The sequence below is a fragment of the Anaerofilum hominis genome (assembly GCF_014287275.1).
GTDB classification, from domain to species: Bacteria; Bacillota; Clostridia; order Oscillospirales; family Ruminococcaceae; genus Pygmaiobacter; species Pygmaiobacter hominis.
Window position 1 is genome coordinate 581,334 of the sequence record NZ_JACONZ010000002.1, and the last position, 14,609, is coordinate 595,942.

The window sequence follows — 14,609 nt, forward strand, 5'->3', positions numbered from 1 at the left end:
CCGCTCAGCGATTGGACTAATTCAGTTTTTGGGTGAGATTACGCCGCGAAATCAGCGTCGGGGTTGTCGCGGTAAGCGGCATACGCCTCATAGCTGTTGAAGTCGAAGTAAGAGGGAACGTCGATCTCGCCGTTGGCGATCTTCTCAGACAGCTCAGCGATCTTGTCCTGGACCTCTTGCGGGGTGTTCTCGGTATAGTTGTCGTTGATCGCCAGGCCGGTGCCGCCGGTGGCCACGCCGTAGAAGCTGTTGCCCGGCTTGATGTCGCCCTTGCCGCCAATAACGCTTTCGAAGATCAGGGCCACGCAGGGCTCGATGTTCTTCAGCATGGAGGTGACCAGGTTCTCGTAACCGACAGCGTCGCCGACCTCTTTGAAGTAGGTCCACTGGTCGTAGTCAACGCCGATAACGCCGTAGCCAGCCTCCAGGCCGCCCTTCTCCTCAGCCGCCTGGCAGGCGCCCAGAACGTTGGTGCCCGCGACGGACCAGACATAGTCGGCGCCGTTGTCGAACAGCACGTTGCAGGACTCATAGGTGGACTGCACGGAGTCTTCACCGATGTAGGAGAACACCATGTCGACGTCCAGATCCATCTCTTTGGCAGCGTACTTGTAGCCAGCCAGCCAGCCGGTGCCGAAGTCGTTCAGGATGGGGGTGTCGGAGCGCAGCGAGCAGCCGATCTTGCCGGTCTTGGTCATCAGAGCCGAATAGACCGCCACCAGGAAGCCGCCCTCGTTCTGGCCGAAGGTGATGCCGTAGACGTTGTCCATACCGTCGAAATCGCCGGTCGGGGAGGTATCGAACAGGATAAAGGTGGTGTCCGGATACATCGGGGCGATCTCTTTCATGACGTCGGAGATATACCAGCTGGACGCCACGACATAGTCGTAGGTCGAAGTCTCGAGCGCATCGCGGAAGCTGTTGACCGCCACCGAGCTGTCGGTGCCGTACTCGACCAGCTTGTATTCCAAGTTGTACTTCTCAGCGGCTGCCAGGGAAGCGCGGTTGCCCATGTCGCCCAGGCCAAAGTCGCCGATAAACGCGCAGTAGTACAGCAGGGTGCCGTCTTTTTCACCGCTGCCGGTGGTGCTGGCTGCGCCCGAGGTGCTGCCTGCAGCAGGGGTGCTGCTGGAGTCACCGCCGCCGCAGGCGACAAGGCCGAAAGCCAGTGCTGCAGCAAGGATCAATGCCAATACTTTTTTCATTAGTTCTCCTCCTTTGATTTGCCTTTCTATTTTTGCCGCGAGGGTCCGCGGCAACCTTTATGACCCGCAAACGCACACGGGAAAGGTACTGAATAAGGACTGCCGGCTCACAACACCCGTTTCACTTTTTTCAGGTATTCGCCGCGCAGCCGGCAGGCCTGCTCCCGCACCGCGGGGGTGTACAGGGGATAGGGGCCGTACTGCAGGCAGTTGTAGCCGGAAGCGAGGTTCGCCATGACCAGCGCCTCTTCCGGGGACCGCCCCGAAAAGAGCGCGTACATCATCGCGCCGGTGGAGCTGTTGCCGCAGCCGGTCTGGTCCACATAGGGGGCGACGTCGATCGACTCGCAGAACCATGCCGCGTCTTTGGTGACAAGAAAAGCGCCGCGCTTGCCCACCCGGTAAAAGGTGAAAGGGATGGGCAGCTGCTGCAGGTTGCGAAGCATTTTTTCGTCGTCCCCGAGAGGGATGCCGAACAGCTCGCTCGCCTCGGTGTGGTTGAGGGACCAGGCGTCGGCCAGGGGCAGAGCCTCCAGAACGCGGTTCAGGTCTTTGCCGGTGTTGAAGTGCTCCAGCTCCCACATTATCTTGAAATGATACTCTTCTTTCAGGGCGGCCAGCTGGCGCCAGATGACCCGGTCGGCGCCCTGCGCCATGTAGATGCCTTTCACGCCCGGCGCAAGGGCCTTTTTGATGTCCGAGGGATGGGCCTTCAAATACCCCATGGCCTCGTCGCCGTAGAAAGAAAAAGACTTTTCGGGATCCCGGACGCTCCGGCCGTTTTCATCGTAGGTGATCTGGTAGCAGGTCACGTGCTCAGCGTCCACCCGCACGTGATCTTTGGGGACCCCGTGGGCATCCATCCATTTTTCATAGTCCTCCGACCAGTCCGCGCCCGTATGGGTCACAAGCGCGCAGTCGTCCTCCCAAAGGCGGATGCCGGACAGGGCGAAGAACGCAGGACCGCCCATATGCCGGGTGCTCTTTTCCCCGTTTGGCTGAACGATGATATCCGACATAATGTTTCCGCAGGACAGATAAGTGGACATAACTGTGACCTCTCAGAAGCAATAAATGATTTGCTGTATTTTTAAAGCATAATTATAATATCATATCAAATTAATGATTAATATTGACTTTTTACATCATGTTTTTTAGATATTTTTGGCAGTTTTCCCAAAAGTCGGCAAAGCCGAACGGTTTAAAAGCGGTGAAAACCGCCGGCCCGCCAGCGAAAAAAGCGCCAAACCGCGCGCAGTTGGGCCGCGGCGCGCGGCCCGGAAACGGGGGAAGAGGGCGCGGCGTGCGGCGCAGGCATACCGAAAAATAAAAAGAGAGCGTAAAAGTGCGCAGCGCCGGGTTTTATGGTAAAATAAAAATGACAGGGGACCTTTGGGGAGAGTGGCGGCTGCGGCGGCCCGCCCCAGGGGGATAAAAGTTTATTTTGGAGTGTGGACAATGACACAGCGGGAGCGGGAAATTCTTCAGATCATCCGCGAAGATCCGATGATCTCCCAGTACGATATCGCAAAAAAGCTGGGGATCACCCGCAGCGCGATCTCGGCCTATCTGAATACAATGTATAAAAAGGGGATCTTGAAAGGGCGAGGGTACATCATCAATGAGGAGCTCAAGCCCCTTTTGATCGGGCCCAGCCATGTGGACATCCGCAGCGTTTGCGCGGACAGAAGCGCCGGGCGGAGCACGCCGATCTATATGGCCGCCCAGACGCGGATCACCTACGGCGGGCCGATCAAAAACATCGCCGAGTATTTGATGGAGCTGGGGGTCTCCTCCCGGGCCATGTTTGCCGTGGCCTCGGACTCTTTCGGCGCTTCCTTTCTCAGCGCCTGCCGGCAGAAAGGGATCGACAGCGGCGGCTCGGTGGTCGTGCCGGATTCGGCCTCGCCGGTCTATATGGAGATGGTGGACCAGGATCAGCAGCTGATCGCCAGCTCTTTCGCCACCTCGGACCTGACCACCGCAATCACGCCGGCGCATCTGGCGGGACAGAGCCACCTGCTGCGGGGGACAAATCTCATCGCCCTCCACGATTCCGTGCCCGCGGAGTCGGTCTCTGCCATCCGCACGATCTCGCCCAGCGCAAATCTTTTTCTCGTCTCCTCTTCGGCGGAGTACTCCATCCGGCATGTGCCGCTCTTTCCCGTCTTTTTCTGCGCCATGCTCCACTACGACATCGCCTTTGAGATCGTCAGCCGTGTCGGCGACCTGGGAAAGATGCTGGATTACACGCCGGATCAGCCCCTGCCCATCGTCCGCGCGCTGGTAAAACTTGGGCTGTCGAATTTTTATCTGCTGCTGGATCACTCCTCCGTGTGCCACTGTGACGGAAAAAATCTGACGATCCACATCGCCCAGCTCCCCGCGGGGACTGGCGGCAGCCTGGCTTATCTTTACAGCGATTGCCGGGACATCTTTTCGGCTCTGGCCCTTTATGGGGCCGAGAACCAGATCCCCGGAGAGGAGCTTTTGCGCCTGCTTGCCGCCGCGCAGTATCTGGTGGGCTCGTCCTCGGCCTATTTCGACCGCAGCGTGACCATCGACTCGCTGGAAAAAAGAGCCTCCGAGCTGATCTGCCGCCTCAAGACCTTTCAGCTGTAAAGAAAAACAGACGGCGAAAGGGAATGGGAGCGGGGCATGACACCGGGCTGCGGCGCCGCTGCCCCGCGCAGGCCGCCGTCTGTAAGGGCGGCGCGGATCGAAACAATGATACGGTCATTCCCAGAATCACCAAAGAGGTCGCTGTCCGCAAGGGCGGCGCGGATCAAAATACGACACTGCTTGAAATGATAAATGCGGGCAAAGCGTCTCTGCCCGCAGAAGCGGCGCGGCTGAAACCAAAAAACGGAACCGTCCCGGGAGGGATGGTTCCGTTAAAACAGGGCAAACAGTAAATTTTTGGCTGAGGGGCCGGACACGGTCTCCCAATAAGTTGAGGCCGGCGCGCTTCAGGCGCAGCGAGGGAAACGCTGCCTGCGCCCGCCTCTGGCCGGCGGGAGCCGGGGCCCGCGCGCTGAAACGGCAAGTTTGTGCAGACGGATGAGGAAAAGACAGGGCGGGCCTGGAAGTGGAAGCAAAGCGGTAATGGATCTTTGAGATGCTGCCCACACGTTCGGCGGGAATAAAGAGGATTGAAACATCCACGACGACAGACAACACCAATGTCAAGGGGCGCTGTCCGTGAGGGCAGCGGGGCGAGAGGCGCGGCGGCAGTGTTTGACCTTTTGAGATGCAAAGGAGAGGCGCGGTCAGCCGTATATCAAAAAAATCCCGGCTCTGCCGGGATTTTTTGTTGAAGATAGGGTGAGGAGCCGAACGATCAGACGGCCCGGCCTGAGGGCGCGGGGAAATACCCTGCAGGGACGCTTTCGTCTGCAGCCTGCAGCAGATAAAGCTGGCTGCCCCAAAGAGAACCGCTCACATTGCTGCGGCTGCTTTATATATAAGGAAGCGGCAGGAAAGGAGGCAAAGCGGCGGCGGACCTGTCCTTTGGGCAGAGAGGAAGCATTCAGTCCAGCTTCAGCACCGCCGTGAACGCTTCGCTTGGAATCTCCACCGTGCCGATCTGGCGCATCTTCTTCTTGCCCTCTTTCTGCTTTTCCAGCAGCTTCTTTTTGCGGGTGATGTCGCCGCCGTAGCACTTGGCCAGCACGTCCTTGCGCAGGGCGCGCACCGTCTCACGGGCGATGATCTTGCCGCCGATGGCCGCCTGGATGGGCACTTCAAAGAGCTGGCGCGGGATATTGTCTTTTAGCTTTTCGCAGATCTTGCGGCCGCGCTCGTAGGCCTTGTCAGTGTGTACGATCAGGCTCAGGGCGTCCACCGGGTCGCCGTTGATCAGGATGTCCAGCCGCACCAGCTTGGAGAGTTCGTAGCCCTTGACGTCGTAATCATAGCTGGCATAGCCGCGCGACAGGCTTTTGATGGCGTCGAAAAAGTCATAGACGATTTCGCCCAAGGGCAGCTCGTAATGCAGGTCCACCCGGGTGGCATCCAGATATTTCATGTCCTTGAACACGCCGCGCCGGTTCTGACACAGCTCCATCAGGCTGCCCACATAGTCGGTGGGGGTATAAATGTGGCCGTTGACAAAGGGCTCCTCCGCCGAGCGGATGGTGGCCGGGTCGGGATAGTCGGTGGGGTTGGAGACCAGCTTTACCGTGCCGTCGGTGAGGGTGATGCGGTACTGCACACTGGGGGCGGTGGTGACCAGATCAAGGTCGAACTCCCGTTCCAGCCGCTCGATGATGATCTCCAGGTGCAGCAGCCCCAAAAAGCCGCAGCGGAAGCCGAAGCCCAGCGCGGCCGAAGTCTCCGGCTCAAAGCTCAGAGAGGCGTCGTTGAGCTGCAGCTTGTCCAGCGCCTCGCGCAGGTCGTTGTAGCGGGCGCCGTCGGCGGGGTAGATGCCACAGAAAACCATCGGCACCACCCTGCGGTAACCGGCCAGCGGCTCATCGGCGGGGCGGTCCGCGCCGGTGACCGTGTCGCCTACCCGGGTCTCGCGCAGGCTTTTGATCGAGGCGGTGATATAGCCCACCTCGCCGGCCTCCAGCTTGTCACAGGGGGCAAGAGAGAGCGCGCCCATGTGGCCTACCTCCACCACGTCGAATTCGGCCCCGGTCTGCATCATGCGGATGCGGTCGCCGGGCCGCACGCCGCCCTCCCGCAGCCGCACGTAGACGATGACGCCCTTGTAACTGTCGTAGACCGCATCAAAGATCAGCGCCTGCAGCGGCGCCGTTTCATCCCCCTGGGGGGCGGGGATACCGGCCACGATGGCTTCCAGCACTTCGCCCACATTTTCGCCGGTTTTGGCTGAAATGCGCGGCGCGTCCAGGCAGGGCAGGCCGATCTCGTCCTCCACCTCCCGCGCCACCCGGTCCGGTTCGGCAGAGGGCAGGTCAATCTTGTTGAGCACGGGTAAAATTTCCAGATCGTGCTCCAAAGCCATGTAGGTGTTGGCCAGCGTTTGGGCCTCCACGCCCTGGGTGGCGTCCACAATCAGCACCGCGCCCTCGCAGGCGGCCAGCGACCGGCTGACCTCGTAGCCAAAGTCCACATGGCCCGGGGTATCGATCAGGTTGAACTCATATTCCTGCCCATCCTTTGCAGCATAACGCAGGGTCACGGCGCGGGCCTTGATGGTAATGCCCCGCTCCCGCTCAAGATCCATATTGTCGAGAAGCTGGCTTTCCATCTCCCGCTTGTCCACAGCCTGGGTCAGCTCTAAAATGCGGTCGGCCAGAGTGGATTTACCGTGATCGATATGGGCGATGATACAGAAATTGCGGATGTTTTGTTTGGACAAGGTGGGGGCCCTCCTTGATTGTAAAGTAGAAAAGTTTGTAAAACATTATAACATAGATTTCCAGAGAGGAAAATGGAAGTATATTTTGAAGAGAACTTTCAATCTTTACTAAAAATGTGAAATGTATTATAATCGGCTCTGTGAATAGTGTTTCAATTTAGATTATTAATATAAAGGGTAATTCTTTATACACTAATAAAAAAGCAGGTGAAGAAAATGAAAGTTATGAGTGTGTTCGGCACTAGGCCGGAGGCTATTAAAATGTGTCCACTTGTGAAAGTTTTAGAAAGTTTACCCCAGATAGAAAGTGTTGTATGTCTAACAGGACAGCACCGAGAAATGTTACAACAAGTAATCAATATTTTTGGTATAAAAGTAACACATAATTTAAATATTATGAGATCAGAACAAACACTATATACGATTACAATAGATGTTTTGTTAAAGATGGAAAGCATCTTAAAACAAGAGCGGCCAGATATTGTTCTTGTGCATGGAGATACCACTACTAGCTTTATTACTGCCTTAGCAGCATTTTATCAAAAAATACCGGTAGGTCATGTAGAAGCAGGTTTAAGAACATATGACAAGTATTCCCCTTTTCCAGAAGAAATGAATAGATGCCTTACCAGCGAAATTGCAGAGTTGCATTTTGCTCCAACAGAAAACAACAAAAACAATTTGCAAAAAGAAGGAAAAAGAAAAAATGTTTTTGTGACAGGGAATACAGTAATCGATGCATTCAGTACAACGGTTCATTCAGACTATCGTTTTAAAAATGCAGAAATTCAAAAAGTTCTGAAAAGGGCTAATAAAATTATTTTAGTTACGGCCCATCGTCGAGAAAACTTGGGAAAGCCTTTAGTACAAATTTGCGATGCACTACTTTCTTTGCATCAGTCTTTTCCGGATTTAGAATTTGTATATCCCGTGCATTTGAATCCGAAAGTAAGAAAAATTGTTTTTTCAAAATTAAGTAATGTTGAAAAAGTCCATTTAATTGATCCCATTGATGTAGAAGATATGCATAATCTGATGAGCAGAAGTTATTTGGTTATGACAGATTCAGGAGGGCTTCAAGAAGAAGCTCCCGCATTTGGAATACCTGTTTTGGTATTGAGAACAGAAACTGAACGCCCAGAAGCGGTAAAAGCAGGAACAGTAAGAGTAGTGGGAATAAAAACGGAAGACATTGTTGAGCAGACGACAAAATTGTTGCAGGATTCTAAAGAATATCAGACTATGGCCCATGCAGCAAATCCGTATGGGGATGGACATGCAAGCGAACGAATCGTTAAATATCTTTTACATTGGTATGAAAATTTGAAATCTAAGTGAAAGATTATAGGAAAAAATAAAAAAGGAAGAAACTCCATGAAAAAGTTGATTGCGCTCGTGATAATGACCTTAACAATAGGGCTGATTATGCCCATTGTTTATGCAGATAGCGTATCTGTTGAAAAAGATAAAGAACAAAGCGTAACCAATCCAGTAGTAAATATAGATGTTTTTCAGAAATATAATTTGGTAAATGATGAGAACGGAAACATCGTAGGAGGAGAAGAAAATTCGGGCGGTGATGAGAACGGAAACATCGCAGGAGGAGAAGAAAATCCGGGCGGTGATGAGAACGGAAACATCGCAGGAGGAGAAGAAAATCCGGGCGGTGATGAGAACGGAAACATCGCAGGAGGAGAAGAAAATCCGGGTGGTGATGAGAACGGAAACATCGCAGGAGGAGAAGAAAATCCGGGCGGTGATGAGAACGGAAACATCGCAGGAGGAGGAGAAAATCCGGGCGGTGATGAGAACAAAGATGTTGTCGAAGAAGAAAAACTGACGAATGGTCTCCCAGACGAAGTGGAAAATTTGGTCCCAGGCCTGAATGTAACAGAGAGAGGCTATGTATTTATAAATGAATCTGGAGACTTGTATCAGGGAGAAATGTATGCAGATTTATTTGGGACGGGTAAGAAATGGTACTATTTTGATCCTCTTAACGATGGAATTTTAGCTTTAGGGTGGACGAAACTTGGAGACCGAACAGTATATTATGATAAAGATGAGGGAATGTTAAAGGGTTGGCAGCAACCAGACGGTTACTGGTATTATTTTGATTTGAATACAGGTGATGGCTATAAAGGAGAAATAAATAGTTTAAAAAACACAAGTGGGCAGAGTACGTGGTATTATTTTGACCCGACTACTCGGCGTCTTGCAGAAGGCCTTACAACTCTGCCAGATGGAAGACAAGTATATTATACTCGTGAAAAAGGAATGAACAAAGGTCTTGTCACATTGAAAAGTGCAGAAGGCTGGGATACTTATTACTATTTTGACCCTTCAAAAGGTAGCGCGGTAAAAGGTGAAGCGCAGTTAAATTTGTTTGGGAATGGAAGCAGATGGTACTATTTTTGGGGTAATGGAACGATGGCATTGGGGTTGTCCCCTATTCCAGGCAATCGGAAAGCGTATTATACACTGCGTGAGGGAATGTTAAAGGGTTGGCAGCAACCAGACGGTTACTGGTATTATTTTGATTTGAATACAGGTGATGGCTATAAAGGAGAAATAAATAGTTTAAAAAACACAAGTGGGCAGAGTACGTGGTATTATTTTGACCCGACTACTCGGCGTCTTGCAGAAGGCCTTACAACTCTGCCAGACGGAAGAAGAGTTTGTTATACTCGTGAACAAGGAATGTTAAAGGGCTGGAATACATATAAAGGAATAGAATATTTTTTTAATATGAGCACCGGAAATCTTGAAAACACTATTGTGAATGGACTTTTAGGCATTGATGTTTCTTCTCATCAAGGGAAGATAGACTGGCAAAAAGTGAAAGAATCTGGAGTACAATTTGCTATTATTCGTGTCCTAGGATGGAATAGCGCTGGTGGGGACTATATGATTGATTCTATGTTTGAGACAAACATGCAAAATGCTTTAAATGTGGGCTTACAGGTAGGGGCATATTTATATAGTTATGCGTTTAACACGAGTGAGATTGCCTATGAAGTGAACTATGCGCTATCCACACTGAATAACTGGAAAGAACAAATTACTTATCCCGTTTATATTGATTATGAGGATAAACTAATTTGGGAGAATACAAACAATAAAGAACAAAGAACAGATATCTTACGGACAGGAATGAATTTGTTGCAAGCTCATGGTTATTTGTCAGGATTTTATACCTATTATTCAGCGGCTCAAAATTATATCAATACGCAAGATTTGATTGACGAAGGATATGACTTTTGGGTAGCGCATACCAGCGCTTCTGAAAATCCTTGGGTAGGAGCATCTATTTGGCAGAATAGTCATGAAAGTATAATTTCTGGAATTAATGGTAATGTAGATACCAATATCAGCTATGTGGATTACGGCCGGTTGAACAGGACAATTACTGTTTACGATCAAAATGTCGGGAAGAATATACAGGGGAGTATGCGCAGCATCGTTGCCCAGATCGTGCAAAACGAAGTCGGGAACGGCTTGGGCCTGACCGGTTTAGATAGGCAGGAACTTTATAAAGCACAGGCTGTAGCGGCGCGCAGTTATCTTGAGTTTCATCTAGGACGTGGTAGTGTACCCTCAGTCGGTTTATCACTTCCCACCAGTGAAGTGCTGCAGGGAACAAACCAGGTGGTTCGCTATGAGATATTGTATAATGGTTCAGTAGCAAACACAGCTTATGGCAGTTGTGCTGGTAGCTATACTAATTCTGCTGCTAATATGGGTTGGGGAAATTACTCCTATTTGGTACCAGTAGTTAGCCAATATGATAATATATGGGCACCAAATTATTATCCCAAAGTTAATACCATCAATACATCAACTATGCGTAATAATATTATTAAAATGGTGGGTAATACTGTGTTTAGCCAATATGCTAATGAAATGGGAAAATGGATTACAGATATAAGAAAAGATAGTTATGGAAATATTACTAGTGCAATCGTATGTGGTGTAACTATTGCAGGAGGAAAATTTTATGAAGATTGTTGGGGACTTTACAGTGCGAATCTAGGGACTAATGCGAAAAACTGGAGTTATAATGGAGATGGAACATGGACATTTACTAGTTATGGGAATGGACACTGTGTAGGGATGAGTCAATATGGTGCAGCAGCTTATATTGCCCGAGAGAATAGCTGGAGATGGGTACTGACTCATTATTATCCAGGGACAAATCTTAAACAGCAAAGCGTTTAGACTAATATTAACTTATAAATAGTTCCAGCAAAACCGAACATGAAGTTTATCCCCCTGATGTAGTTGCTTCCTACATCAGGGGGACTTTTGTAAAAATAAAATATGATGGTATTCATGAAAATAAAAATATTTTTTGAGAAAGAAAAAACTTAAGTAAAAAATCACAAAGTCCATCTTTGTAGATCAGAAGGTAATATGTTATAATTACTTTGTTTCAATACGGAGGGAAGCTTATGAGAAAATATGGGGTAATTTGGTATGAAAAAACTGATAATATCGGTGATGATATTCAAACTTATGCGGCCTCAAGATTTCTTCCTCATATAGATTGTCTTTTAGAAAGAGAGCATTTAGATAGTTTTTTCTTGCCTGATGAAGAGAAAGTCGTCGCTATTTTTAATGGATGGTTTTTACACAAAAAATACCGTTGGCCCCCAAATCCAAATATATTTCCCCTTTGCATAGGAATACATTTTACCCCTAATGATCAGTGGGATATAGGATATCATTTTTTGGATGGAATCGGGGGAGATTATTTGAGAACGTTTGCTCCGATTGGTTGTAGAGATGAAGCTACTTACCAGGAGTTAAAAAAGAGAGATATTAGAGCATATATTTCCGGATGTCTAACATTAACGTTGCCAAGACGACCTCTTAGAGCAGATGCAGGGAGCTATATATGTGCGGTGGACGTCACAGAAAGTGTACATTCCGCTATGAAAGCCAAACTTAGGCAAAGTAATATTGAGGTGAAACAAATAACCCATTGGGTGGATTATTGCAATATGGAAAGACCTCCTGAATGGAACAAAAGACAACAAGTGGTGGAACAGCTTTTAGACTGCTACCAAAATGCTCGCTGTGTGGTTACAACGCGATTACATTGTGCATTACCTTGTCTGGCTATGGGAGTTCCAGTTTTATTGCTCTATGACTCCTCAAAAGATGATTCTACTCGTTATAGCACTTTTTTGCAATGGCTTTATCACTGTACTACTCAGGAATTTCTAGAAAATAAGGTCAATTTTGATTTGCGTACTCCTCCAGAAAATCGAAATGGGTTTTTAATGGCTAGAAACAATATAGAAAAAGAAATAAAATTTTTCCTTGAAAATACTTTAAGAAGTGAAATGCCTAAGTTTTCTTACACGGAAGTTCAAAAAAAAGAATGGCAAAAGCTTTTACTGGAGAAAATAGCAAATCAGAGTGCAGAGAGGATTGAAAAAATCAAAATTCAAATTGCAGAACAGCAGGAAAAAAGAGATTACGATATAACTGAATTGGGAAAATATTCCGCAGCATTACAGGCACAGATTAGAGATTGTGAAGGACGACTTCAAAAAGAAATAAGTTTACGAAATCAAGTGGAGACGTGTTTAGAAGATAAGATAAGAGAGTGCACACACCTAAAGATGCAAGTGGATGTGCAGATAAAACAAAATAAAGAGATACAACAACGTGCGGAGGCACTTCAACAGCAGATAGAAAGTCTACTGTCTAGTCGCTTGGTACAGATAGCACTGACTGTTCGAAGATTTCTGAAGCGAAAATAAATAATATCAAAAATGAAGGGGAAAAATATGCTAACTACAGGCATCATTATATTAAATTATAATAGTAGTGACTTTTTGAAATTGACTTTAAATTCTTTGGTAAGGGCAAAAAACGACACTCCTTGGGAAGTTTGTGTAGTGGAAAACGGTTCCAGCTTAAAAGACAGGAACCAAGCGGAAGAATATTTTTGCGACATTATCCAAAATAGTTCGCAAAAGGGGGTATTTATAGATGCGAAAGAAAACAAAGGTTTTTCTGGAGGGAACAATATTGGTATACAATATTTTCTAGAAAAAAAAGAAATTACTCATATCTGTCTTTTGAATTCTGACGTAATTCTTACAGATTATTGGCTGGATATCCTGCTGCAAAAGCCTTGTGATGTGGTAGGGCCTGTCACGAATGCTGCAGGAAATGAACAGACTATCGGCATAGATGTGATCCCGAGTAAAGATGAAAATGCTTTTCCTGTGGTGAACCAATTTGCCCGAAAACGTAGATTGGCCTATCAAGATTGTTGCAACCAAAGTAAACTTATTACTTTTTTTGCTACGGTTTTCACAAGAGAAGTTATAGAAACTGTTGGAATGCTGGATGAGCAGTTTTTCCCCGGTTCCTTTGAAGATGACGATTACTGCAAGAGAGTTTACAATGCTAATTTCCGAATTTGGATTAGAAGAGATTGTTATATTCATCACTGGGGATCCGGCTCATTTTCTAATCTTGCCATGAACAGTCGGATACGGATCTCGCAAGAAAACAAAAAGAAATTTGAGGATAAATGGGGCATTTTATGGGAAGATCGGAGACCGCTTTTATTAGAATCTTTTTTTCAGGATGTACAATTCTTGGTTAAATATCCGCCTAATGAGTTGTGGGCAATGGATGTTCTTAGGAAGAGTGAAGAGGAAATAAAAAAAATATTTGGCAATATGATTCAAATAGAATCACGTTATCAAAATTCAGAACAGATCATAGCGATGCAACAGGGAGAGATCAATCGTCTAAACGCGCAGTTGAAAGAAGAGCTTCCTTTTAAAGAAAATGTGCGACAGATTTTCCGAAAGTTATTTCGGCGTCTTTCCCCTTCCTTTTGGAGGACAAATCCACATCGAATAGAAAGAAGAAACAAAAAAAATCTTAAAATTCTTCTGAAAACAATACAACATCAAATTACGGAAGCAGTTTGGGAAAGCAAGAAGAAATGTATTTGTGTATTTGCACCTATTTTCAATGAAAAAAATATCACAGATGGCTATGAACAGCGAGTAAAAGCGGTCGATGAGGAAGTTCTTACGAACTATTACAAAATATATTTTGATATTCATGATATCGGCGCAGCTCCTCAATTTAATGTTGTAGATAAGTGTCATGCGGAATTAAAATTGAATTTATCTGACCCTCTTCAAGCGGAATTTATGAAAAAACTAATCAAAAACTATAGAAAAGTCTATGTGCATAGCGTTCTTCAGATAATGAAAGATGTAGTACCTGACAAAGCGAGAAAGATTTTGAAAAAACCTTTCGTAAAGATAGTATGGGATGTACACGGCTCGGTCCCCGAAGAATTTGCCTTATATGGTGACTACTATGGTGCGCAAATCGCAGGAGAAGCAGAAGAATTTTTAGCGCAGTATGCCACTCTTGCAATTACTGTAAATCAGGCCATGAAACATCATTTGGAGGAAAAATATAAAACACAGTTGAGGGGCCAAGTACAAGTAATGCCGATTTTCAATCAAGATCTTTTATGTAAGGTGAATTATGCAGAAGACAAACGCCTTAAAGAAGCGCAAGTCCCCCTGGTAGTTTATGCGGGCGGTTTACAAAAGTGGCAAAAAATTGGGCAAATGCAGGATGCCATTGAAGAAATGGGAGACGATTGCAGATATAAAATATTTGTCCCATTACCGGATGAATTTGAAAAACAGTGGGGGCAAAGAAAGAAACCTCATGCTATGGAAGTCTCATGTAAGCCGCCGGCGGAGGTAATGGAGGAATATAAAGAATGCCATTATGGCTTTGTTCTACGGGATGATATAGTGGTTAATAATGTCGCATGTCCGACAAAACTGATTGAATATCTTCAATTTGGAATAGTGCCTGTGTTAGACACCACAAAGATAGGTGATTTTGTAACGTTGGGAATGCATTATGTAGATTATCGCGATTTTGTAAATCATCAGTTGCCTACGGAGGAGCAACGCAGAAATATGGCAGCCTCCAATTATCAAGTCCTTCAAAAATTAGTGGATACCTATTTAGCAGGGAAATCAGCAGTAAAAGATTCTTTGATATAAAAG

At 47.3% G+C, this 14,609-nt stretch carries 8 protein-coding genes; 5 read left to right on the top strand and 3 right to left on the bottom strand.

Features of this window, described 5'->3' with window-relative positions; translation table 11 throughout:
- Positions 1-38 precede the first annotated feature (38 nt).
- Entirely contained in the window at positions 39-1,205 is a 1,167-nt protein-coding gene (locus H8S23_RS07780) for a BMP family lipoprotein (protein WP_186887762.1), read from the bottom strand.
- Between the two features lie 107 nt (positions 1,206-1,312).
- Entirely contained in the window at positions 1,313-2,254 is a 942-nt protein-coding gene (locus H8S23_RS07785) for a carbohydrate kinase family protein (RefSeq protein WP_186887763.1), read from the bottom strand.
- 409 nt (positions 2,255-2,663) lie between these two features.
- Between H8S23_RS07785 and H8S23_RS07790 the strand changes: the two genes are divergently transcribed.
- Positions 2,664-3,827 (top strand): PfkB family carbohydrate kinase, encoded by a 1,164-nt coding sequence (locus H8S23_RS07790; protein WP_186887764.1) that lies wholly within the window; start codon positions 2,664-2,666, stop codon positions 3,825-3,827.
- Between the two features lie 907 nt (positions 3,828-4,734).
- Here H8S23_RS07790 and lepA read toward each other — a convergent pair.
- Entirely contained in the window at positions 4,735-6,534 is a 1,800-nt protein-coding gene (gene lepA, locus H8S23_RS07795; RefSeq protein ID WP_186887765.1) for a translation elongation factor 4, read from the bottom strand.
- A gap of 207 nt (positions 6,535-6,741) precedes the next feature.
- Between lepA and wecB the strand changes: the two genes are divergently transcribed.
- The 4 genes from wecB (at position 6,742) to H8S23_RS07815 (ending at position 14,606) form a co-directional block, all read left to right on the top strand.
- Positions 6,742-7,872: a non-hydrolyzing UDP-N-acetylglucosamine 2-epimerase gene (gene wecB / locus H8S23_RS07800; protein ID WP_341479903.1), complete on the top strand. Its 1,131-nt coding sequence runs from the start codon at positions 6,742-6,744 to the stop codon at positions 7,870-7,872.
- Positions 7,873-7,908: 36 nt separating this feature from the next.
- Positions 7,909-10,752 (top strand): GH25 family lysozyme, encoded by a 2,844-nt coding sequence (locus H8S23_RS07805; protein ID WP_186887767.1) that lies wholly within the window; start codon positions 7,909-7,911, stop codon positions 10,750-10,752.
- 233 nt (positions 10,753-10,985) lie between these two features.
- The gene (locus tag H8S23_RS07810; protein WP_186887768.1) at positions 10,986-12,305 is read left to right on the top strand and encodes a polysaccharide pyruvyl transferase family protein; all 1,320 of its coding nucleotides are present in this window, start codon (positions 10,986-10,988) and stop codon (positions 12,303-12,305) included.
- Between the two features lie 27 nt (positions 12,306-12,332).
- Positions 12,333-14,606 (top strand): glycosyltransferase, encoded by a 2,274-nt coding sequence (locus tag H8S23_RS07815; RefSeq protein WP_186887769.1) that lies wholly within the window; start codon positions 12,333-12,335, stop codon positions 14,604-14,606.
- The last annotated feature ends 3 nt before the right edge of the window (positions 14,607-14,609 follow it).

Excerpts from the sequence above, each read along its gene's own strand:
- H8S23_RS07780 (WP_186887762.1), bottom strand. The coding sequence starts at position 1,205 with ATGAAAAAAGTATTGGCATTGATCCTTGCTGCAGCACTGGCTTTCGGC.
- H8S23_RS07785 (WP_186887763.1), bottom strand. The coding sequence starts at position 2,254 with ATGTCCACTTATCTGTCCTGCGGAAACATTATGTCGGATATCATCGTT.
- H8S23_RS07790 (WP_186887764.1), top strand. The coding sequence starts at position 2,664 with ATGACACAGCGGGAGCGGGAAATTCTTCAGATCATCCGCGAAGATCCG.
- H8S23_RS07805 (WP_186887767.1), top strand. The coding sequence starts at position 7,909 with ATGAAAAAGTTGATTGCGCTCGTGATAATGACCTTAACAATAGGGCTG.
- H8S23_RS07810 (WP_186887768.1), top strand. The coding sequence starts at position 10,986 with ATGAGAAAATATGGGGTAATTTGGTATGAAAAAACTGATAATATCGGT.
- H8S23_RS07815 (WP_186887769.1), top strand. The coding sequence starts at position 12,333 with ATGCTAACTACAGGCATCATTATATTAAATTATAATAGTAGTGACTTT.